Origin of the sequence: Pedobacter sp. PF22-3, assembly GCF_026239555.1 — a bacterium.
In the GTDB taxonomy this organism is placed as follows: Bacteria; Bacteroidota; Bacteroidia; order Sphingobacteriales; family Sphingobacteriaceae; genus Pedobacter.
In genome coordinates, this window is the sequence record NZ_JAPIVP010000004.1 from 212,651 (window position 1) to 234,179 (window position 21,529).

Below are 21,529 nucleotides of genomic sequence, written 5' to 3' on the forward strand. Positions count from 1 at the left end.
ATTTAAACAGGTTTAAACAGGGATATGTTGACTCTTCAACCTGATAAAACGACTATTTTTGTAGGTTTTATGATTGCTTATTATGATGAAAAAAAAATTATAAAAAAAATATCCACAAAGCCATTTTATTACGATACTGATTAATCGACGAACAAAAACACTACAATAATTACGAATATCATAAATTTTGCATCAGAAATAAGACATAAAAAAGGAGATCAATATCATTTTGATCTCCTTTAAAAATTAATCAGGACTATCGCAATTACGATCTTTTATTTACCTATCGATGCGGTTTTCTTTTTCGATTTTCTTCAATCTTTTATCTATGGAGAAAAGGTAAGCCAGTAAACCTACCAGAATAATTACGATGCAGATGACCACAACGTAAATTTTTCCATTGCTACGAAGGTTATCGGCCATTTCTACGCCATTATCCTGTGCAAATAACTGTAGCGTAGCCATCATTAATATCAGGGAGAAAAATATCTTCTTCATTTTAGTTTTGTTGTTGTTTATTCTCAATAGTACGTATTCTGAAACGAATGGTATATACCCAGTAGCCAACTAAAATCCAGCCTAAACATGCAGGATAAAATACCATACGCATGCGGCTATCTAAATCGTAACTGTTAAAACCAGGATTACCACCATTGCCTGGGTGTAATGAATCTTTTAAGCGCGGCAAAACAAAAAGTAATACCACCATCATTGGGAAGGCAAAAATATTGTAAATAGCCGAAATCTTCGCTCTTTTTTGTTCTTCATCAATTGCATTCCTGAGAATTAAGTAAGCAAAATAGAGCAAGATTGAAATGGCGGCAAAATTTTGTTTAGGATCGAAACTCCAAAACTGTCCCCAGGTAAATTTTGCCCAGATGGCACCAGTTACTAAACCTAAAAGGCCAAAAACAATACCAGCATTTACACTTTCTACAGCCTTCATATCATCAATTTCACTTTTGGTGCTCAATGACCTTACACTGTAAAAAACAGAGATCGAAAACAATACAATCATCGCAAACCACATGGGAACGTGGAAATAAAGATTTCTAATTGTTTCATTTAATATCGGTAAACGGGGTACGCCCAGCAATAAACCTGCTATTGCGGTATAAATTACCAATACTGAACCTAAAATTTTCCACCAGGTTTTATGCATATTTATATTTAATTATTGAATAATTGAGCATTGAATGTAGATTCTATTATCCGTTTTCCATCTTCCATATTTAGTCTCTCCAAAGGTAAGGAAATAACAATAAAGACGTGGCCACCATGAGTACATTCACCACCAGTAACATTGCAATTTCATCGTAGCTATTTTCCCATGGCAAGCCATCAACTGCATTTTTAGCAAGTTTAATTAATAAAATCAATACCGGAATAATGATCGGAAAGCTTAAGATCGCCATTAACATTCCACCATTACCTGCCTTACTTGCAATAGCCGAAACCATGGTAAACACAGTAGAGAAACTGATACTGCCCAGTACTACAGCGACATAATACAGCCATAAATCGGGTGGCGTAAAAGAATCAAAAACCAGTGTATAAAAACCTAAAGCAATTGTGGTCAATACCAACATAAGCAGTATATTATATACTGTTTTAGAAATTAAAACCGCGGCCGGACTTGCCAAAACATAACTGTACAATTGCTGACCTTTGGTTTCCTGCAGAAAACTTTTTGATACGCCATTAATGGAGGCAAAAAGCATGATGATCCAAAACAACGCATTCCATGTCAATTTATCGCCCAGGCTAACAAACGAGAGGTAACAGGTAAAAATGGTAGAAACTACATAGAGTAATACACCGTTAATAGTATATTTGGAACGCCACTCTAACAATACTTCCTTGTGAATTAAATATTTAACCTCTTTGGCCAATTGCATAACCGCAAAGATACTTTTATTGATAAATATTGCGCGCTTAAATTGTTGTATTGTTGTAATTTTGTTTAGCGATCAGGCTGGAGATTTTAGCCACAGAGACACAGAAACAAGGAGAAGTAAATTGAATAAAGCCGTGTTAATCGGTGCAAGCTGTGGCAAAAACAAATACCCACAGGCTTAATTTAGCCACGGAGATACAGAAACACGGAGAAGTAAATTGAATAAAGCCGTGTTAATCGGTGCAAGCTGTGGCAAAAACAAATATAACAAGCTTAATTTAACCACAGAGGCACAGAAACAAAGACAAGTAAATTGAATGAAATCAGTGCAATTTGTGGCATAAAAAAGGAAATATGAAATACGCATCAGTTATTGCATCGCCTATTGGCCAGATTACCATCCTTGCCGATGATGAATTTGTACATGCCGTAACTTTTGCCGAAACAGCTATTACAGGACTCAATGCAAATCCCCTCACGCTAAAAGTTACCCAACAAATAGATGATTATTTTAATGGCAAATTACAGCATTTCAGTTTTCCAATAAAACAAAACGGTACAACATTTCAGCAGGAGGTTTGGCAGAATTTATTGAACATACCGTTTGGAGAAACCACCACTTACGCTAAATTTTCAGAGCACAATCCATTAGCGATAAGGGCTATTGCCGCCGCAAACGGAAAAAACAATGTGGCTATTGTAGTGCCATGCCATAGGGTAATTGGCAGCAATGGTAAACTTGTTGGTTATGCAGGTGGTTTGTGGCGTAAACAATGGCTGTTGCAACATGAAAGGGAAGTTTCCCAAAAAGGACAAACTGAATTAAAATTTTAAAACCATATTTTTTTTGAAGATGAATACAAGTAAAGCCGGAACACCTAATAATTACCTGAAAGCAATTCGTTTAATTAACATCGAAGAAGATAAATGCGCTTTCGAAATTGGCAAAATTCCTATTCGTCAACATATCAATGCCAATTATTTTTTCGCTCAAACTGATGTATCAACTTTAGAGAACATCCCACACCCTGCCCCACGCCGCCAATATGTGATTGCACTAAAAGGTAAACTTCGTTTTACCGTAAGCAATGGCGAAACTTTTATCATCGAGCCTGGGATTGTACTCATCGCAAATGATACTGCCGGAGCGGGCCATACCTGGGAAATTGTAGACGGCAATGAATGGGAAAGAATTTATATTCCGCTGGATGAAGGTGCTGATGATTATTTTATAGCAGATTAAGATCCTCAAAACCAAGATTAGGTCAGTTTCGTAAATCATATCAAACCTATGATATGATGAAAACGATCTGCTCCCTCCTTTTTGTTCTTTTCACCTATTTGCCTGTGGAAAAAAATGTTCCGGTAGCCAAATTGGATTTAAAAAAATATGCCGGAACCTGGTATTCACTATATTCTATCCCAACCATTTTTGATAAAGGGAGCCGCGAAACCACTACCAAATATACTTTGAATAAGGATGGCTATTACAATGTTATCACCACTTATAAAAAACCCGGGGATGATCAGGTTTACTCCAGAAGTTCGAAAATGTTCCCGTCAGAAGATGGCGATAAAGGAGAGTTACAGGCACAATTTATCTGGCCGATAAAGGTAGATTACTGGATTATCGAACTGGCAGATGATTATTCTTATGTCGTTGTAGGCCATCCCGATCATAAATCTTTATTCATCATGAGCCGCAACCAGACAATGCCGAAGAAAACCCATGATGAAATTGTAGCCAGATGCAAAGCTAAAGGATACGATGTGGCTAAATTAACCTCGCAGTGGCATGAAAAAGCTTAAGCTGTTATTTTTTCGCCACGTTTAACGCTGAAAAGCATAAATATAACACCCACCAAAAATACAATCCAGCCCCATTGGAAATGAACAACTTTGCCGATCAGTTTATTGGCGAAGCCATATTTAGTATAATTATTTGCCGTAAAATAAACAGCAATAACAGCTAAAATATACCAGATAGCCATGATGAAACTCATAAACCTGAATGCTCCCACCTTTCTGATGAACAGGAACAATACAGAAATAGCGATAATGGCATATGTGATTAAAAATAAACGCGCATCAGATTGATACAAGTTCCAGTTACCCTTGATTGGTACTTTCAACATTGGGCAAAAACCTGCAATAACACATAACAAAATGCCCAACCACGCCCTGAATTTGTTTAATACTAACATAGTTTAAAATGATTTCACTGATTTTAACGATTCCATTGATTGGTAATTGTTTGTAATGGAAGTTAATGGTTTAATCGCTAACTTACCTGGTATTTTTTAAAGACTAAAGACTAAAGACTAAAGACTAAAGACTAAAGACTAAAGGCTAAAGGCTAAAGACTAAAGACTAAAGACTAAAGACTAAAGACTAAAGACTAAAACTACTGCCCTTCAATAATCCCCATCTTATCTGCAAAGTGGGCACAGTAATCGCGTAAATCTTCAACAATTAAAGTTTCATTTGTGGCTTTTAAAAAGCTATCGGCCATGGTTTGTAAAGTTTCGTAAAAAAAACGTTTCATCTCATCAACAGGCATATCTTTTGTCCAAAGATCTATCTTTAAGGTATTCTTATAATTGTGGTCCCAAACTGACAAAAACATCGCCTTCGCAGGTACTTTATCAGCGTTACCAGAATCTGTGCTTTCCCAAAGTATGTTATCCGGGTTATTGCCTTCATCTAACTCAACGGTTATTTTTATTTCTGCTTTTTTCATATTAATATTGATTTCACCGATTTAACAGATTCCTCCGATTTAGACCGACTAATTTTTACGGATGCAAAGATGATTAATTAATTTGATTCCACAGATGAGTAGATTACACTGATTAACATTGTCGAGATATTTTTACGGTTTAATTACGCTACCTTTTGCAAGATTAACATTAACACGGCGGCAATAACGATAAAAACCAATTCAACAATCCAAATTCTTTTAATATCCTTTAAAGTAAAGCGGAAAATCATATCTGTGATAAATGTTACCACAATTAAACAGCCCAATATAAGGAGATAGAAACCATCCATATTTACATGTCGTGGCGCTGTACTTTTCTCCGAAACAAGATTTACAACCACCAGGCCAAGTCCTGCTGCGCTTACAATATTTAAAGGCGTAATCCTGAGCTTCATTACTTTTTCTTATCGAATTTTTTGCCCTTTTTAAAACTCTTTACCTGTTTGCCAGCCTTTGCTTTAGCTTTCTCTCTCACCTTTTTCTCTATCGCTGCAGCATGCTTTTTCTCGTGGAAAGCGCCCTTAAAATCAGGATCTTCCTTACGTTTCTGCATATCGATTTCTTTCGCAATATGCTGACGCTCTTCGTAAGGAGTTTCATCAATAAAAACGCCTTCTGGAATCTCAGCTACCGGAATATATTGGCGAATTAATTTTTCGATCTTGCGGATATAATATTTTTCGGCATCAGTTGCAAAGGTAATCGCATCACCTTTGGCAAAAGCCCTGCCTGTACGGCCAATACGGTGTACATAATCTTCGATAATGATGGGTACATCGAAATTGATCACATGACTTACATCACTCACATCGATCCCCCTACTGGCCACATCTGTAGCTACTAAAACCCTGACATTACCTTCTTTGAAACTATTTATAGAGTTAATCCTGGTGTTTTGCCCTTTATTGGCATGTATTACACGAACATTTTCGGCACCGTATCTACGTTCAATAAAACTGTAAATGTTATCTGCAACCGTTTTGGTTTTACAGAAAATAATCAGGCGGTTAAAAGCCTCATCATTCTTCAGCAAATGCTGCAGTAAATTAATTTTCGTTTTAAAATTAGGAACATAATATAAAGCCTGCGTTACATTTGCAGCAGGGGTTGCCTGTGCAGATGCCTCAATTACAAGCGGATTATTCAAGAAATCGCCTGCAATTTTCTGGACTAAGTCGCTCATGGTGGCAGAGAACAATAAATTCTGGCGTTTACGCGGAACGATTTCCAAAATCCTGTGGATTGAGCCTATAAAACCCATGTCCATCATTTTATCTGCTTCATCTAATACCAAAAACTTTAAGCTCTGGGTATTAATATCGCCAGCTAAATATAAATCCAAGAATCTTCCTGGCGTAGCAATCAAAATATCAACACCTTTTGCAATTTGCTCTTTCTGTGTTTTCGGACCAATTCCGCCGAAAATCACTAAAGAACGTAAATCGGTGTAAGTAGAAAATAATTTTACCTGCTCTTCAATCTGCATGGCCAATTCACGTGTTGGAGATAAAATCAGTGCCCTAGGATTTTCGCCCTGAGCATATTTCAACTGCATTAAAATCGGTAAAACAAAGGCTGCGGTTTTTCCGGTTCCCGTTTCTGCAATACCAAAAATATCCTGTCCGGATAATACTGGCGCAATTGCTTTTTCCTGTATAGGCGTGGCCACGGTGTAACCTGCATCGGCAACTGCATTTAAAATTTGCCTGTTTAACTTAAATTCTTCGAACGATTTTGCCATAGCGCACAAAGATAGTGATTAAGGTTGAGGGTTTGAAGGTATAAGGCAGAAGCTTTCAGTCCGATGTGGAATCCAAACTCCTTTTTTTCAACATCAGGAGTAAAGCAATTTCAATAGTTTTTCGATCGCAGCAGCCCTGCTATCCGTTTTACTCCGTTACACTACGTGCCCACTGCTATCAGGTTTATTTAACCTAAAACAGTACGTTAAATTCAGTTCTGTACCTTTCATCCGCCGAAATAGACCACTGAAATTCTCAAATCTCATATCTAACTTCTCAAATCTATTTTTACCTTTGAAACCATGAATTCTTACCTGATAAAAGCCGCGACAATTGTAAACGAAGGACAAAAAATTGTTGCTGATGTATTGATAAAAGATGGATTGATCACTAAAATCGGTCAAAATCTATCAGCACCTGATGTACAGGAAATTAATGCTGAAGGGCAATACCTTTTACCAGGGATGATTGACGATCAGGTCCATTTCCGCGAACCGGGCTTAACCCACAAGGCTGATATTTTTACCGAAAGTATGGCCGCTGTAGCAGGAGGCATTACCTCTTTTATGGAAATGCCCAATACCGTACCTAACACCTTAACACAGGATTTATTGGCTGATAAATATGAAATTGCTGCCCAAACTTCATTAGCAAATTATTCATTTTACATGGGTGCAAGCAATGATAATATCGAAGAAGTTTTAAAAACCGATCCTAAAAACGTTTGCGGCATAAAGGTTTTTATGGGTTCATCAACTGGAAATATGCTGGTTGATAATGAAAAAACTTTAGAAAACATCTTCAGCAAAGCGCCAATATTAGTGGCTACACATTGCGAAGATGAAGCAACCATACGCGAGAATTTAGCCAAATTTAAGGCAAAATATGGTGATGACTTAACCATTGAGATGCATCCTTTGATCCGTAGTGCAGAGGCTTGTTATAAATCTTCTTCATTAGCGGTCGAACTGGCAAAAACTTATCAAACTCGTTTACATATCCTGCATATTTCTACGGCAAAAGAAATAGCCTTATTTGATAATATTACGCCCTTAAAGGATAAAAAAATTACGGCCGAGGCTTGCATACACCATCTTTGGTTTAATGATAAAGATTACGCTTCAAAAGGAAATTTCATCAAATGGAACCCAGCAGTAAAAACCGAAGATGATCAAAAAGGCGTATTAAAGGGTGTTCTGGAAGATTATATTGATGTGATTGCAACAGATCACGCCCCACATACATTGGCAGAAAAGCAGCAGCCCTATTCACAAGCCCCATCAGGCGGGCCATTAGTTCAGCATGCATTACCTGCATTATTAGAAATGCATTTACAAGGAAAAATTTCTTTAGAGAAAATTGTCGAAAAAACGGCACATAACCTTGCGATCTGTTTTGATATCGAAAAACGTGGTTTCATCCGCGAGGGGTATTGGGCTGATCTGGTTTTGGTAGACTTAAAAGATTCCTGGAAAGTAACAAAGCTTAACAATTTCTATAAATGTGGCTGGAGCCCTTTTGATGGAGATACTTTCCGGGCAAGTATTACACACACCTTTGTATCAGGCAATTTGGCTTACCAAAATGGCAAATTCACGACCGATCAGATCGGAAAACGTTTAACATTTGCGAGATAGATTTGTTATATTTGTTTAGATTAACAATTTGCAATGACAGATGCACAGTTATTTTCAGAAATTTTAGCCCTTCCTTCAAACCTGAAGATGGAGGTATTTGACTTGGTTACTCAATTAAAAAAAAGAGCTAAAAATAAAAATATCGTTTTTGAGAATAAAGTTGAAGAGCCTACTCCAAAATATGGCAAAAAATTTTCAGATATACTTTTAAATGGCCCTGTCTTTTCTGATGCGCAAATTCAAAAAATCAAAAAAACAAGAAAATCATTAAATGAATGGCGGACCAAATAATAATGGTTGATACATCCATTTTGATTGATTATTTCAGAAAAAAGGATAAATCAAAAACTAGATTATATGTTTTATCTCAGGACTCCATAATCTTGTGTATCTCCAGCATAACTGAATTTGAAATTTATACAGGTGCAAAAGGGGAACAGGAAAATTTCTGGAAAGCCATGCTGTCAAACTTTATTATATTTCCATTCGATAGCGAAGCAGCTATGGTGGCTGTAGAAATTCAAAACAAACTTAAAAGACACCGTAAAAGTATTGATAAAGCTGACCTATTCATTGCGGCAACTGCTATTGCTCACGATTTATATTTCGATACGCTTAACGAAAAGCATTTTGAACATATTGAAAATCTAAAATTGACTAATCGTGATAATACCAACTAGAAAAGTCTTTATCTACTTATCTCACCAGGCTATTTCAGTAAGCAATGACTAAACCTGTAATTGTTAAATTAACTATACCTCTAGGTCTAGCGACACTGATTTATGTTTTCGGCTTCTTTCCTGTCCTTGTCCAAAAATATTATTCAACAGGCTTTTATCCTTACATCTCTTCAGCCTTAAGATTTATATCTGCTCTATTTCCTTTTGCTATCGGAGACATCATTTATGCCTTATTGATTGGCTTTATACTTTATAAAATCGTTAGATTTTACAAAAGGCGTAAATCACTAAAAAAGCAGGATAGAATTTTTGTTCCCTTACAGATTTTAAACTTCTTTTTAATACTCTATATCGTTTTCAAAATAGTTTGGGGTTTAAACTACAGCCGACCAAGTATAAGTGAGGAATTGGGAATTGGCAACGAAAAGTATAACGTTAAAGAACTCGTCGTGCTGGGCAATTATTTCGTTGATAAAACCAACGGCTTAAAATTGAAGCAAGTTAAAGTGCCTGCTTACACCATTAATGAGCTAAAATCTAAATCTGCAGCTGCGTATTCACTCATGGCTAAAAGAAACAAGGCATTCAGATATGATAATCCTTGTTTAAAGGCCGTTTTAAATTCATGGATAATCAGTAAAATTGGGATAGAGGGTTATTATGCCCCACTTTCTGGCGAAGCCAATATGAACATGAACTTGCCAGACTTTGTGAAGCCTTACGTTAGCTGCCATGAAATTGGGCACCAATTAGGTATTGCCTATGAGGATGAAGCTAATCTTCTAGGCTACCTTACAGCAAGCAATAGCCCTGATTTAAATTATCAGTATTCGGCCAATTACGAAATGCTCAGGTATATCTTATTTGAGATCAGAATGAAATCACCTGATGACTATAAATTATTGTACAACAAGCTTTTACCACAGGTTTTAGCTGATTTTAAAACGGAAAAAGAATTCTGGCGAAAATACAATGGCGATATGTTTGGTTACATGGATGCCGCTTTCGATCGTTTCTTAAAACTCAACAACCAGAAAAAAGGAATCGATAGTTATCAGGATATCGTCATCTGGCTGTGGAACATCTATAAATCCGAAAGTCAGCGGTCCGAAGGTCCGGCCACCAAGAGCTAAAAGGCATTCCTTTTTTGAAGTTTATTTAATAGTCAATCCTCTTGAGCATATCAACTGAAAATTGCCAACTGAAAACTGATCTAACCGTGTATCGCTTCTTTCGTGCCAAAACTTTGAATCAATTCTCCTTCAAAATCCAGCCATTCTTTCCAGCGTTTATCTACGTCTACATCAGTACTGTATTTACGGGCAAAATTTAAAAACGTAGTATAGTGTCCGGCTTCAGAAACCATTAATTCATGATAAAATTTGGCCAGTTCTTTGTCTTGGATATTTAAAGATAGTACACGGAAACGTTCGCAACTTCGGGCTTCAATCATTGCGGCAAACAAAAGCCTGTCGATAAAAGCCTGGTTACGGCTGCCATCTTTTTTGCTGAATTTTACCAGCCGCCCTACATAATCATCTTTACGTTCCCGGCTTAAAGTATAGCCACGCGCTTTAATAATGTCAATCACCATCTGGAAATGCTGCATTTCTTCAATGGCAATTGCCGTTAACTCATCAACAAGATCCTGGTGTTCAGAATTTTGCGTAATTAAGGTAATGGCATTACTGGCTGCTTTTTGTTCGCACCAGGCATGGTCAGATAAAATTTCTTCTAAATTCGATTCCGCAATATTCGCCCAACGCGGGTCTGTCAATAATTTTAATCCTAACATCTGATGCCTGTAATTGAGCTGCAAAATTAGAAATAATCGGCACGGTTTTAAAATTGTGAGCTAAAAACCACTTATTTTGCAGAAAATTAAATCATGAGCCCAAAGAAATTATTAATTATTGGATTAGTCTGGCCCGAACCCACATCGTCGGCAGCAGGCACAAGAATGGTCCAATTAGTTGATTTATTTCTGGCTAAAGGTTATCAGGTCACTTTTACTTCGGCAGCATCTAAAAGCGATTTTAGTTATGATTTTAACCATAAATCCGTTTTTGAGCAAGAGATTAAGTTAAACGACGAAAGTTTCAATGTTCTTTTAAAAACGTTAAACCCTGATATCGTTTTGTTTGATCGTTTTATGATCGAAGAACAATATGGTTGGCGGGTTCAACAGGAATGCCCAAATGCATTAAGAATTCTAGATACAGAAGATTTACATTTTTTAAGGCAGGCCCGCCAGCAAAGCACTAAAAAGCAGGAGGAACTAAATCTGTTTTCTGATACCGCCAAGCGCGAAATTGCAGCAATCCTTCGTTGCGATCTGTCTTTGATTATTTCCGAAGCAGAAGTAAAGCTGCTGGAAGGGCAATTCAAAATCGAGCCTAATTTACTGTATTACCTGCCCTTTTTAGAGCAGAAAATTACTGCAGATACCATTCAAAAATGGATTCCTTTTGCAGAAAGGGCCGATTTCGTTTTCATTGGTAATTTTCTGCACGAGCCCAACTGGCATACTGTACAAACCCTAAAAACCAAAGTGTGGCCTTTGCTCCGCAAAAAACTGCCAGAAGCCAGCTTGAATATTTATGGAGCCTATCCCTCGCAAAAGGTATTGCAGCTCGAAAATAAAGCAGAACGGTTTTTCATTAAAGGTAGAGCCGCAAACGCACAGGAAACCATTACCAAGCATAAAATTTTACTTGCTCCAATCCAGTTTGGCGCAGGTGTTAAAGGCAAATTAATTGATGCGATGTTAACTGGTACGCCATCTGTAACGACAACTATTGGTGCCGAAGCCATGAAAGGCAATCTGGAATGGAATGGCATTATTGAAGATGATTTAAATGCTTTTGCCGAGCAGGCTGCTCAACTATACCAGCATGAAACCGAATGGCAGGCGGCACAGCAACGTGGCGTTCAAATCATCAACGAGCGTTATGCCGCCGCTGTTTTTGCTGATCCTTTTATGCAAAAGGTAAAAGAATTGTTGTCTGGCTTAATTAAACATCGTCAGAATAACTTTTTCGGACAGATTTTAAATCACCATACTGCTCAGAGCACAAAGTACATGAGCCTTTGGATTGAAGAGAAGAATAGAAAGTAATCTTTAGTATTCAGTCAGAAGTCTTAGAATTGAGCGTTTTATTCTGGAATCCAGGATCCGAAGATTTAGCCAATAAAAACACAAAAGAGGTATTGAATAAATCAAACCTCTTTTGTAAGATATTTTAGAAATTAAAAGCAAGTTTAGTGAACAATCTTCGTCCATTAAAACCCATTTGAACCGCATCCCATGCACCACCTGTTTCACCATCATAGGCAGAAAGCTTTGCACCTGGTACATAGCCATAATCAGGGTGAATATTAAAAACATTATCTGCACCAAAAAACACCGTCACTTTTTTCGAGATTTTATAAGAGCCGTAAATGTCGGTAACCATTTTACCTGAGTAATTAAATTGTTCCAAAACCGTGTTGCCTGGATCATTATCCAGCTCAACTAGTGGTGGGTAAGTGTTTGCATAACCATAACCTAAAATCGAAATTTTACCATAATATAGAAAACGCGTTCCAACCATCCAATTGCCAAACCCATAATCTAAATTCAGACCCAGTTTTACCGGAGGAGCAGATGCCTTGATATACGCTTGCTCTCTGTCACTAAAAAATGCCTGCTGATTTTCATAAGAGCCATTTAAAGCATTTGGAATATTAATTTTATCAATATTTAAATGATTTAAATTTCCTGTAAATAAAACTTTAATGCTTTTGTTATCAAACCGCTTGGTGTAATCTACAACTAAATCCAATCCATAATTCGTGGTGTTAACTGCATTTGCAAAAAATTGTGCCTGCGCAACATTTAGTTGATTCAAAATTGGTTTTAAAGCGGGAATACTTTCATCAAACTGACCAGATAATACTACCCTATCTTTAATATTAATGCGATAACCATCTAAGGTTACCGTAATTTCAGAAACTGGTTTCCACGAAAAACCTAAACTGGCATTAACAGATTTTTCCTGTTTCAGGTCTGGAATTCCGGCTGCTTTTGTAATCGGACTATAGTTCGGCGCGATTTTAACTTCGAAAACATTGCCTCCCTGTACGTTTGTAAACGTATTGCTGAAATTAATCTGTTGTAGCGATGGCGCACGAAAACCCGTACTTATCGATCCACGTATATTAAAATTGTTTGTTAATTTATAGCGTGTTGCAAATTTGTAATTGCTGGTAAAGCCAAAATCATTGTAATTTTCTGCCCTGACAGCAACACCTATAAGCCACTTATCTGTAGCATCCAATTCTGCATCAACATAAGCCGCTACATTAGATCGGCCCGCGTTAACCTCATCGCCTGGCTGATACCCCGGAAAACCTTGAGCCCCTGTAGCTTTATTTGGATTATAATTTGAATAAGAATCTTTTTCTCCAGCATAAATTTTATAGTTTTCATATCTATGTTCAAGGCCGAAAGCCAAATTCAATCCCGATGCAACAGTTGGAATGGCCTTACTCAAATTAAAGTTGACTGTATTTTGCAAAAATGAAAAACCGCCATCATCAAAATGGGTTTTACCGGCACCGAGAGAAGCGTTAAATGTTTGGTCGCCATAAAAATGAAAATTATTACGACCAAGTGTATTGCTTAAATCCCAGTTCCAATCTTTACCCCAAATACCTTTTACGCCTGCTGCAAAAGATAAATCCTGGATTTTAGTCTGGATGATCGGATCATAATAGGTTTCCCCATCTGCGGTGGTTTGTAAAATCGGATTCCCTGCCACTCCATCAGGAAATCGCTCAGGCCGTTCTGATAAATTTCTGGTATAAGCATACGCATCCGAAGCTTTTATATTACCTCCACCAAATGAATAAATCACTGTTTTGGTATTGGCAATCGGCAGTTCCATATTATACATTAAACCGCCAGAGGTTACCGATCCATCGCCGGTAGATCTCCTCACCGTATTAATGGGCAAACCATCTTTCGAACTTAAATCTGTGTTTAGATTCTGCCTGAATGTTTTACCATTAGCAAAGAAGTTTCCAGAGAAATTAATAAAACCATCATGTTTACCTAAGGCAACACCATAATTTGTACCCAAAGAAAATGCGTTCCCGTCAATAGCCCCACCGTGGCGGTACTGTCCCAATTCTTTACCATAATAGGTATTGTTTCTTGGATCATAATAACCTGAATAACCAGCATTAACATTTAAAACGCCGACATCCTTTTTCAATATTAAATTAATCACCCCTGCAATTGCATCCGATCCGTATTGAGCCGATGCACCATCGCGCAAAATCTCTACACGATCTATTGAAGATTCTGGAATTGCATTTAAGTCTGTTCCCGAATTCCCCCGCCCCCTGGTTCCGAATACGGCCACAAAAGCTGTTTGATGACGTCGTTTACCATTAACTAAAACCAAAGTCTGATCTGGTCCCAAGCCCCTGAGCGTAGCCAAATCAATTTGATCTGCACCATCTGATCCACTTTGTTTATTAAAATTAAAAGACGGTGAAGCAGCATTTAAAATTGAAGTTAAATCCATTTTGGCAGTAGGCATATTCGCCTGGTTGATCTTGATCACATCAACGGGAACAGGGGTAAGAATAGAAGAACGGCCTTTACCACGGGTTCCGACCACCACAAAATCGCCCAAATTTTGTTCACTTTCCGATAAAATTATGGTTAAAGGTCCGGAAGTTGTTACTATTTCCCGGGTCTCATATCCAATGGCACTGACAATTAGTGTTGCTTTATCAGAAACTGAAATCTGGAAATCTCCATTCTGATCGGTAACAGTACCCTTGTCTGTACCTTTTTGTTTAACAGAAGCGGCAATAATTCCTTCTCCTTTTAATGTTGCAACTTTACCCCTAACAATATTTTGCGCAAAAGAGGTTATCGGGAGCAAAAATAGCCCGATTAATACATAAAATAGATGTTTTTTCATAAGTATTTAGATAAATATATAAGCAATATAAATATTATGAAGATATTTTACACCCAAAACCGAACAAAAGTTAAAACATGCCTCAAAATCCAGAAAAATATATTATTAAATAGACATAAATTATAGATTTAAGAAAAAATTAAGCATTTAACAACAAAATCACACCATATTAGCACATCAAATCTTCTTACTAATAATGAGAGATATTCTTTTTTCAATTATGATTTCTAAAGGTTTATATTTTCTTGCTAACAAATGAATGACAGAACCTTTATTTAAAAAGCATATTTTTGCGCTATGGCAAAAATATCAATTAACCTTGCTACAGGTTCGTTTCAAAAGGAAGAAATTATCGTAGGAATAGATTTAGGTACCACCAATAGTTTGGTGGCGTTTATCAATCCGGATAAAAACCCACAAGTAATTAACGATTCGGGCAAGGGCGTATTGGTACCATCCGTAGTTTATTTCAACGGCCAGAACGAAGCCGTTGTAGGTAATGAGGCTAAAGAGTTTTTAACCACCGACCCATCGAACACCATATTTTCAGTTAAAAGATTATTAGGTCGTTCGTATAAAGATGTAGCCGATCATGCTGCTGTTTTTTCTTATAAAATTATTGATGATGATACCGATGCATTGGTAAAAATCCAGGCTGGAAACCGTTTTTACACGCCGATCGAATTATCTGCAGAAATATTAAAAGAGCTAAAAGCCAGGGCCGAACATGCCTTAAAAACACCAGTTAACAGGGCCGTAATTACCGTCCCAGCTTATTTTAATGATAGTCAGCGCCAAGCCACCCGCGATGCCGGAAAGCTTGCAGGTTTAGATGTGATGCGTATTGTTAACGAACCTACTGCCGCCAGTTTGGCTTATGGAATTGGTTTAGATCCTTCGCAACAGAAAACCATTGCCGTTTACGATTTAGGTGGAGGTACCTTTGATGTTTCTATCCTACAGATTCAAAATGGGATTTTTGAAGTGTTGGCTACCAATGGAAATACCTACTTAGGCGGTGATGATTTTGACCGTGCAATTTTAGAATATTGGATTGCGCAGAACAAACTTGACGTACCTGCCCTGGCCCAAAATAATATATTGATGCAAACGCTAAGGCTACAAGCTGAGGCAGCAAAAAAAGCATTATCGAGCCAAAATTTATACAATGAAAAAATTGGCGAAATCTGGTGCACACTTGATAAGCAAACTTTTGAGCAATTAATTGCTGCAAAAGTGGAGGAAACCATTACTGCCTGTAAAAACGCATTAAAAGATGCAGATTTATCTGCCAATGATATAGATGAGGTAATTTTAGTGGGGGGGTCTACCCGTACACCATATGTAAAGCAGGCTGTAGAGAATTTCTTTGGTAAAAAACCACAAGACAATATTAATCCTGACGAAGTAGTGGCTTTAGGTGCAGCCATCCAGGCTGATGTATTGGCCGGAAACCGCTCCGATATTTTATTGTTGGATGTAACCCCGCTTTCTTTAGGTATCGAAACCATGGGTGGTTTAATGGATGTAATTATTGCCCGCAATAGCAAAGTGCCAACCAAAGCCGGACGGCAGTACACCACTTCAGTTGATGGCCAGGTAAATATGAAAATATCTGTTTACCAGGGTGAGCGTGATTTAGTTAAGGAAAACAGGAAACTTGCCGAATTCGATTTAAAAGGAATCCCTGCAATGCCTGCTGGTTTACCAAAGGTTGACATCAACTTTTTACTCAATGCCGATGGAATTTTAACCGTTCAGGCGATAGAATTGCGTTCTGGTGTTAAACAGGAGATCGAAATTACGCCTAGTTATGGCTTAAGTGACGATACCGTTGAGAAAATGCTTTTAGACAGCATTGAGCACGCACAGAGTGATGTAAAACAAAGAATGCTGATCGAAGCCAGAAGCGAGGGTGAGCAATTGCAATACACCGCCGAGCGCTTCATCGAAAAACATGCTGAGCATTTGACTGATGCAGAAATAGCAGAAACTAAAACACATATAGAAGCGCTTAAAACAGCTTTGGCCAGTCAGGATAAAGATACGATCCTTAAAAAAGCAGATGAACTGAACGAATTTACACGTCCTTTTGCCGAGCGTGTAATGGATGCTGCTATTTCTACCGCGATGAAAGGCAAGAAGATAGAGTAGTTTCAGTTGGCAGCTATCAGTTTTTAATTGGTAGTTTTAAGTTGGTAGTTTCACTACCAATACGTCATTCTGAACTCGTTTCAGAATCTTTTCACCTATAAGCTGATATGATCTTATTTTCCTTACATGGCTCAAATCTGCTTAAGATCCTCGTTCCGAACTTATTTGAAAGCAATACAATGCTTACCAGTTTCTATATTCCTGACTATAGTTAACATGCATAAGCATAAAAAACTCTGGCTGAAGCGGTTACAAACTAAATTGTTAATCTTATCTTCGGTCATTCATCACAATTTTAAATCTTAATTAGCTTTAAAATGAGCAAGGTAATTGATGGCGTTTATAGTGGATTGAATTCTCTGAACCCACAATGATATTATTCCGGATATGACTAAATCAATAAAAGTTAAAGATAATGGCAACATATTAATCATGATTTATATCTTCTGCATGTTCCCATTGTTCTTTGTGGCACCAATATTTATCTTTGATCTGAGTTATGTTCAATCAGCCATAATTTCGATGTCCGTATTAACCGTATTCTTTATCTTCTACTTTAAAAACCTGATCGCCAGGCAGGATGAATACGCCATTATTGCGGACGAAAATGAAATCACCTTATTAAATCTGGGATCGTTTAAATGGAGTGAAGTTAGCCTTGTGAAGGCATCTGATGAATCGTTTGGCCGCAGAAGATATTCTTATATCACGATCATTTTAGCCAATGGCAGAAAATTTAAGATCGAATCCACAAATTTCGATTACCCTAACCAAGAACTTATAGAAATTCTAAAAACACTGGGTAAACTCCCCGATTCTTAAATTTCTTATCATACATCAAAAAGCACTTCATCCTTATCCATTAACTTTGGTGAAAATATTTAGCAATATGGAATTAGGCATCGGAATGTTTGGCGATTTGCAAATCAATGCAAAAGGAGAAATTCAACCCGCACAACAAAGACTTCAGGAAATCATAGCAGAAATAAAACTAATGGACGAAGTTGGTTTAGATTTCTACGGTATTGGCGAACATCATCGCCCTGATTACGCCGTATCTAGTCCTGAAATTATACTGGCCGCTGCAGCCACGGTAACCAAAAACATTAAATTAAGCAGTGCCGTTTCGGTTTTAAGTTCATCTGATCCGGTTAAATTATATCAAAACTTTGCAACCATAGATTTAATTTCTAATGGACGAGCTGAATTAATGGCTGGTCGTGGAAGTTTTATCGAATCTTTTCCCCTGTTCGGCTATAACCTACAGGATTATGATGAACTTTATGAAGAAAAGCTGGAATTACTTCTTAAAATAAATAAAGAACCCAAAATTAGCTGGAAAGGTAAATTCAGGCCAGAATTGAATAACCAGGAGGTTTTGCCCAGAGCAGTAAACAATAATTTAAAAATTTGGGTAGCCGTTGGTGGAACACCAGAATCAGTAGAACGTGCCGGCAGATTAGGATTACCCGTAATGTTTGCCATTATTGGAGGTCAGCCTATACAATTTAAACCATTGTTTGATTATTATAAAAAGGTTTACCAAGCCTATGGCCATGATATGAATAGGTTCGAAGTAGGTGTTCACATGCATTCCTTATTTGGCGAAAACAGCAAAGAAGTTGCCGACTATTATTATCCCCTTTATTCGGCGCAGATGAACCGCATTGGCCGATCGCGTGGATGGGCACCTTACCAACGCAATCAGTTTGATGGCGGCAGAAGCAGTAGCGGAGCATTAATTATTGGCGATGTAAACGAATCCGTAGATAAAATTTTGGCCATGGAAGAAACTTTTGGTTTAACCCGTTTTTCTGCTCATATGGATGTTGGTGGACCGTCTCATGCCGCAATGATGAAATCTATAGAGTTATTTGGAAGCAAGATTGCACCTCAAGTACGCAAAGCTTTAAAAAAATAACTAAGCGTCATTCTTTTTTACGAAAATCTGTAAAAAAGAATAGACATAACAGCCCACGCAAATGGCAAATATGCTCTCCAAAAGGGCAAAAATGATCATTAACAAGGTTAAAATCATTGCTGCCTTGTAAAATTCGAATAGGGATACAGCGGTAATCAAAAGGCAGAGCCCAAAGCCCATGGTTGCCGCGAACTTTTTTGGCGCCAGATCTTTCATTTTTGGCGTGAGCGAGAGTCCGTCAGCTATTTTAATGGCCATAAATTTCAGGACACTAAATTTGCCTTTTGTAAATGCCCTTAAAGCAAAATCAATTAATAAAAAGACAATTGCCCAATAATTAGAAAACACCACACAAGCAGTGGCAATCATTGCAACCATAAATGCAATAACCCTAACTACATTTTCATTTATTCTTTCTGCTGATATTGGGCAAGATAATTCCATTGGATATATTTCCAGTAAAATTAGGGAATTAATTTAATTTGTCTGCAATCTAACAAATAACCACCCCCAGCCCCTCCTCGACAAGGAGGGGAGCTAATCCATCTAGTAAATTATTTGTATCAAAAGATTAGATCAACAATTAAACCTTTTTATCCTGTTTAGTAAATAAGTAGCGCTATCTTAGATATAAAATATTTAGCCGAAGGGCTTAAACCGTACCCATTAATATTAAGAACTTATTTGCCTCAGCGGTTCCAACTCCCCTCCTGTTTTAGGAGGGGTAAGGGGGTGGTAAACTGAAGTTAACTTAAAAATAGTTATATTGAATCATGGCAATCCATAACCTTAAATATCTGAAAGATAAAAAAAAGGCGCTGAGGAACAACCTCACACCAGCTGAGGCTACCATGTGGATGTATCTCCAAAACTCAAAACTTGATGGCAAAAAATTCAGACGACAGCATAGCGTTGGAAATTATATCTTAGATTTTTACTGCCCATCTGAAAAATTAGCTATTGAAGTTGATGGAAGTAGTCACGATGATTATTCAGCAGAAATGTATGATAAAGTACGAACTGATTTTTTAAACAGCAAAGGGATTACGGTAATCAGATTTGATAATCTTGAAGTTTTTGAATCTGAAGAATTGGTATGTGAATCTATTAGAAACCACTTTAAAAACAAATAACCACCCCCAGCCTCGCCTTGATAAGGAGGGAGCTAACTCTTCTTTCAAATTATATGCAGCAAAAGATGTATACCAAAAGCTGAAACACAATTCTAGAATAAATAGTACCGCTATTTCATCTTATAAAAATGTTTAACCAAAGAGAATCAAACCACAAGCCTCGTATCAGGAACTGATTATGCCTCCGCAATTTTTACTCCACTCCTATTTTAGGAGAGGAAAGTGGTGGTAAAAAGTGCTCCTGTGACTCATTCATCAGATTTTAGCCACGCTTATAAAAATACATTCTTATATTTATTAACTAAAAGATAAGGACTTTAACCAGTGTAACTATCGGCACCGAAGCGGAAAACCCGGTTTATTCGATTAAAACAGAAAAACCATTATTCGAAAACAAAACCTGGCTTTGGGCACTAATGGCCTTGATTATTGCATTATTAGGCTGGTTCTCATTAAAAATGTTAAAAATTTAAGATTTATAAAAAAGATGGGTTTATTAAAAAAGTTATTTGGTTCAGATGCTCCTAAAAGGGAAACACCAGAAGTAGTCCTAGAATTGAGAAGTCCAGCTTGTCCGATTACCGCTATTGTGGAACAGGATAATCAAGTTGCTTATTTTTATTTATGGGGTGATGAAGATTCTGATTTCGGGGTTAAAGCCTGTTGGATCAGAAACCTGGATGAAGCTCCTGTAAATGCAGATTTAAAACAAATGGAAGAAGGAATCCCGCCAATGTTAACAAAAGCATACTGCAGGTTTCCCAAAGGACAGATACCGCTACAGGCAGATGATTTAGAAATTGTCTGGTTTGAGGAAGGTGATGGCGCTGCTTTAATAGAAAACGGAGAAGTTATTGCCATCATCCCATCATGGGCTGGCATGAATGGTTTCTCAGGCTATGCCAGAGACTGTGTTGGAGAAGGAGAATATTGCTGGGAACTTAACTCTTCTAATATCTTGTTAAAAAGGGTTGGAAAAGCAAAAGAATACTGGAAATTATGGGATCAGGAAATTAATCCATTTCAAATGATTCAACCTCAGTTGCTTCAACAATATGAAGATAATTTAGGTAAAAGTGATCAATATTTTGCGATAGATGGAAACGAATGGCCGCCCAGAGGCTTATTTCTGAAGGAAGGGGAGATTAAGGATGTATTTGTGACCGTTGGACTATCATTACTACCTATGCCTGTGGCTGAAATGTATAGCGAAGACCCAAATGAGGTAAACAGAATAGAATTAGGCATAATTTTAAATAAAGGCTTGTCTAAGACGGAACTTAAGCTTATTGGCAGCTGGATTAGTGGGCAGGCAGGTATTCCGTGGAAAAGAGTTTCCTGGCTTGGGAACGGGCACACCATTACTTTTAATATTCTTGAATACACCAAAATGACATCGGTAGTACTGGTGAAACACTCGAATAACTTACCTGATATAAAGCTTGAAAACTATCGTGATAGCCAGGTGAATATATTATGGATGGTACCCATTACTGAAAAGGAAAGGAATTATATTATAGATCATGGATTTGAGCTTTTTAGTGAAAAGTTAAACAAAATCGGATCAGAAATTTTTAATATTCACCGTGATGAAATTATCTTAAGTTAAAATCGGACAAATAATAA

At 37.3% G+C, this 21,529-nt stretch carries 23 protein-coding genes; 13 read left to right on the forward strand and 10 right to left on the reverse strand.

Translation table 11 applies throughout. The annotated features are described in order from the left end of the window. Positions 1–279: 279 nt before the first annotated feature. From OQX63_RS07475 to OQX63_RS07485, 3 genes are all read right to left on the reverse strand, one after another. Positions 280–498, reverse strand: a complete 219-nt coding sequence (locus OQX63_RS07475) for a CcmD family protein (protein WP_265850274.1) — start codon at positions 496–498, stop codon at positions 280–282. A gap of 1 nt (position 499) precedes the next feature. Next, on the reverse strand, positions 500–1,162 hold the full coding sequence (gene ccsA / locus OQX63_RS07480) for a cytochrome c biogenesis protein CcsA (RefSeq protein WP_265850275.1): 663 nt from the start codon (positions 1,160–1,162) through the stop codon (positions 500–502). A gap of 70 nt (positions 1,163–1,232) precedes the next feature. Continuing rightward, positions 1,233–1,898, reverse strand: a complete 666-nt coding sequence (locus tag OQX63_RS07485; RefSeq protein ID WP_265850276.1) for a heme exporter protein CcmB — start codon at positions 1,896–1,898, stop codon at positions 1,233–1,235. Positions 1,899–2,251: 353 nt separating this feature from the next. Between OQX63_RS07485 and OQX63_RS07490 the strand changes: the two genes are divergently transcribed. Genes OQX63_RS07490 through OQX63_RS07500 form a run of 3 tightly spaced genes read left to right on the forward strand, consistent with a single transcriptional unit; the run spans position 2,252 to position 3,706 of the window. Continuing rightward, complete coding sequence (locus tag OQX63_RS07490) at positions 2,252–2,731, forward strand: methylated-DNA--[protein]-cysteine S-methyltransferase (RefSeq protein ID WP_265850277.1); 480 nt, start codon at positions 2,252–2,254, stop codon at positions 2,729–2,731. Positions 2,732–2,750: 19 nt separating this feature from the next. Continuing rightward, positions 2,751–3,140 carry a hypothetical protein gene (locus OQX63_RS07495; protein ID WP_265850278.1) on the forward strand — a complete coding sequence of 130 codons (390 nt, stop codon included), beginning with the start codon at positions 2,751–2,753 and terminating at the stop codon, positions 3,138–3,140. 53 nt (positions 3,141–3,193) lie between these two features. Next, complete coding sequence (locus OQX63_RS07500; RefSeq protein WP_265850279.1) at positions 3,194–3,706, forward strand: lipocalin family protein; 513 nt, start codon at positions 3,194–3,196, stop codon at positions 3,704–3,706. Here OQX63_RS07500 and OQX63_RS07505 read toward each other — a convergent pair. The 4 genes from OQX63_RS07505 to OQX63_RS07520 all read right to left on the reverse strand — a co-directional run bounded on the left by OQX63_RS07505 (position 3,703) and on the right by OQX63_RS07520 (position 6,399). After that, positions 3,703–4,101, reverse strand: a complete 399-nt coding sequence (locus OQX63_RS07505; protein ID WP_265850280.1) for a hypothetical protein — start codon at positions 4,099–4,101, stop codon at positions 3,703–3,705. The genes OQX63_RS07500 and OQX63_RS07505 overlap by 4 nt on opposite strands. A 200-nt stretch (positions 4,102–4,301) precedes the next feature. Beyond that, positions 4,302–4,637 carry a gliding motility protein GldC gene (gene gldC / locus OQX63_RS07510; protein ID WP_121282622.1) on the reverse strand — a complete coding sequence of 112 codons (336 nt, stop codon included), beginning with the start codon at positions 4,635–4,637 and terminating at the stop codon, positions 4,302–4,304. Between the two features lie 143 nt (positions 4,638–4,780). Then, positions 4,781–5,053: a hypothetical protein gene (locus OQX63_RS07515; protein ID WP_265850281.1), complete on the reverse strand. Its 273-nt coding sequence runs from the start codon at positions 5,051–5,053 to the stop codon at positions 4,781–4,783. Continuing rightward, positions 5,053–6,399: a DEAD/DEAH box helicase gene (locus tag OQX63_RS07520; protein ID WP_265850282.1), complete on the reverse strand. Its 1,347-nt coding sequence runs from the start codon at positions 6,397–6,399 to the stop codon at positions 5,053–5,055. The genes OQX63_RS07515 and OQX63_RS07520 overlap by 1 nt, the downstream gene beginning before the upstream one ends. 303 nt (positions 6,400–6,702) lie before the next feature. On the opposite strand from OQX63_RS07520, the gene OQX63_RS07525 reads away from it, so the two are divergent. Genes OQX63_RS07525 through OQX63_RS07540 form a run of 4 tightly spaced genes read left to right on the forward strand, consistent with a single transcriptional unit; the run spans position 6,703 to position 9,850 of the window. After that, positions 6,703–8,037 carry a dihydroorotase gene (locus tag OQX63_RS07525; protein ID WP_265850283.1) on the forward strand — a complete coding sequence of 445 codons (1,335 nt, stop codon included), beginning with the start codon at positions 6,703–6,705 and terminating at the stop codon, positions 8,035–8,037. 33 nt (positions 8,038–8,070) lie between these two features. Beyond that, the gene (locus OQX63_RS07530) at positions 8,071–8,328 is read left to right on the forward strand and encodes a hypothetical protein (protein WP_265850284.1); all 258 of its coding nucleotides are present in this window, start codon (positions 8,071–8,073) and stop codon (positions 8,326–8,328) included. A gap of 2 nt (positions 8,329–8,330) precedes the next feature. Further along, positions 8,331–8,717 (forward strand): type II toxin-antitoxin system VapC family toxin, encoded by a 387-nt coding sequence (locus OQX63_RS07535; RefSeq protein WP_265850285.1) that lies wholly within the window; start codon positions 8,331–8,333, stop codon positions 8,715–8,717. A gap of 44 nt (positions 8,718–8,761) precedes the next feature. After that, complete coding sequence (locus tag OQX63_RS07540; RefSeq protein ID WP_265850286.1) at positions 8,762–9,850, forward strand: DUF3810 domain-containing protein; 1,089 nt, start codon at positions 8,762–8,764, stop codon at positions 9,848–9,850. A gap of 80 nt (positions 9,851–9,930) precedes the next feature. Here OQX63_RS07540 and OQX63_RS07545 read toward each other — a convergent pair whose 3' ends face one another. Continuing rightward, positions 9,931–10,512, reverse strand: a complete 582-nt coding sequence (locus OQX63_RS07545) for a tRNA-(ms[2]io[6]A)-hydroxylase (protein WP_265850287.1) — start codon at positions 10,510–10,512, stop codon at positions 9,931–9,933. Positions 10,513–10,605: 93 nt separating this feature from the next. On the opposite strand from OQX63_RS07545, the gene OQX63_RS07550 reads away from it, so the two are divergent. After that, on the forward strand, positions 10,606–11,835 hold the full coding sequence (locus tag OQX63_RS07550) for a glycosyltransferase (RefSeq protein WP_265850288.1): 1,230 nt from the start codon (positions 10,606–10,608) through the stop codon (positions 11,833–11,835). A 124-nt stretch (positions 11,836–11,959) separates the two neighbouring features. On the opposite strand, the gene OQX63_RS07555 is transcribed toward OQX63_RS07550, so the two are convergent. Continuing rightward, positions 11,960–14,695: a TonB-dependent receptor gene (locus OQX63_RS07555; protein ID WP_265850289.1), complete on the reverse strand. Its 2,736-nt coding sequence runs from the start codon at positions 14,693–14,695 to the stop codon at positions 11,960–11,962. 297 nt (positions 14,696–14,992) lie between these two features. Here OQX63_RS07555 and dnaK point away from each other — a divergent pair, with 297 nt between their 5' ends. From dnaK to OQX63_RS07570, 3 genes are all read left to right on the forward strand, one after another. Then, positions 14,993–16,849, forward strand: coding sequence for a molecular chaperone DnaK (gene dnaK / locus OQX63_RS07560; RefSeq protein WP_265850290.1), 1,857 nt, complete (start codon positions 14,993–14,995; stop codon positions 16,847–16,849). Positions 16,850–17,236: 387 nt separating this feature from the next. After that, positions 17,237–17,671: a hypothetical protein gene (locus tag OQX63_RS07565; RefSeq protein ID WP_265850291.1), complete on the forward strand. Its 435-nt coding sequence runs from the start codon at positions 17,237–17,239 to the stop codon at positions 17,669–17,671. A 67-nt stretch (positions 17,672–17,738) separates the two neighbouring features. Then, positions 17,739–18,770 (forward strand): Atu2307/SP_0267 family LLM class monooxygenase, encoded by a 1,032-nt coding sequence (locus OQX63_RS07570; protein WP_265850292.1) that lies wholly within the window; start codon positions 17,739–17,741, stop codon positions 18,768–18,770. Here the strand turns inward: OQX63_RS07570 and OQX63_RS07575 are convergent, their stop codons facing one another. Continuing rightward, the gene (locus OQX63_RS07575; RefSeq protein WP_265850293.1) at positions 18,771–19,214 is read right to left on the reverse strand and encodes a DUF4395 domain-containing protein; all 444 of its coding nucleotides are present in this window, start codon (positions 19,212–19,214) and stop codon (positions 18,771–18,773) included. It abuts the gene before it with no gap. 329 nt (positions 19,215–19,543) lie between these two features. Here OQX63_RS07575 and OQX63_RS07580 point away from each other — a divergent pair, with 329 nt between their 5' ends. Together OQX63_RS07580 and OQX63_RS07585 are read left to right on the forward strand one after the other, a co-directional pair. Next, on the forward strand, positions 19,544–19,903 hold the full coding sequence (locus OQX63_RS07580; RefSeq protein WP_265850294.1) for an endonuclease domain-containing protein: 360 nt from the start codon (positions 19,544–19,546) through the stop codon (positions 19,901–19,903). Positions 19,904–20,390: 487 nt separating this feature from the next. After that, the gene (locus tag OQX63_RS07585; protein WP_265850295.1) at positions 20,391–21,512 is read left to right on the forward strand and encodes a suppressor of fused domain protein; all 1,122 of its coding nucleotides are present in this window, start codon (positions 20,391–20,393) and stop codon (positions 21,510–21,512) included. Positions 21,513–21,529: the final 17 nt, after the last annotated feature.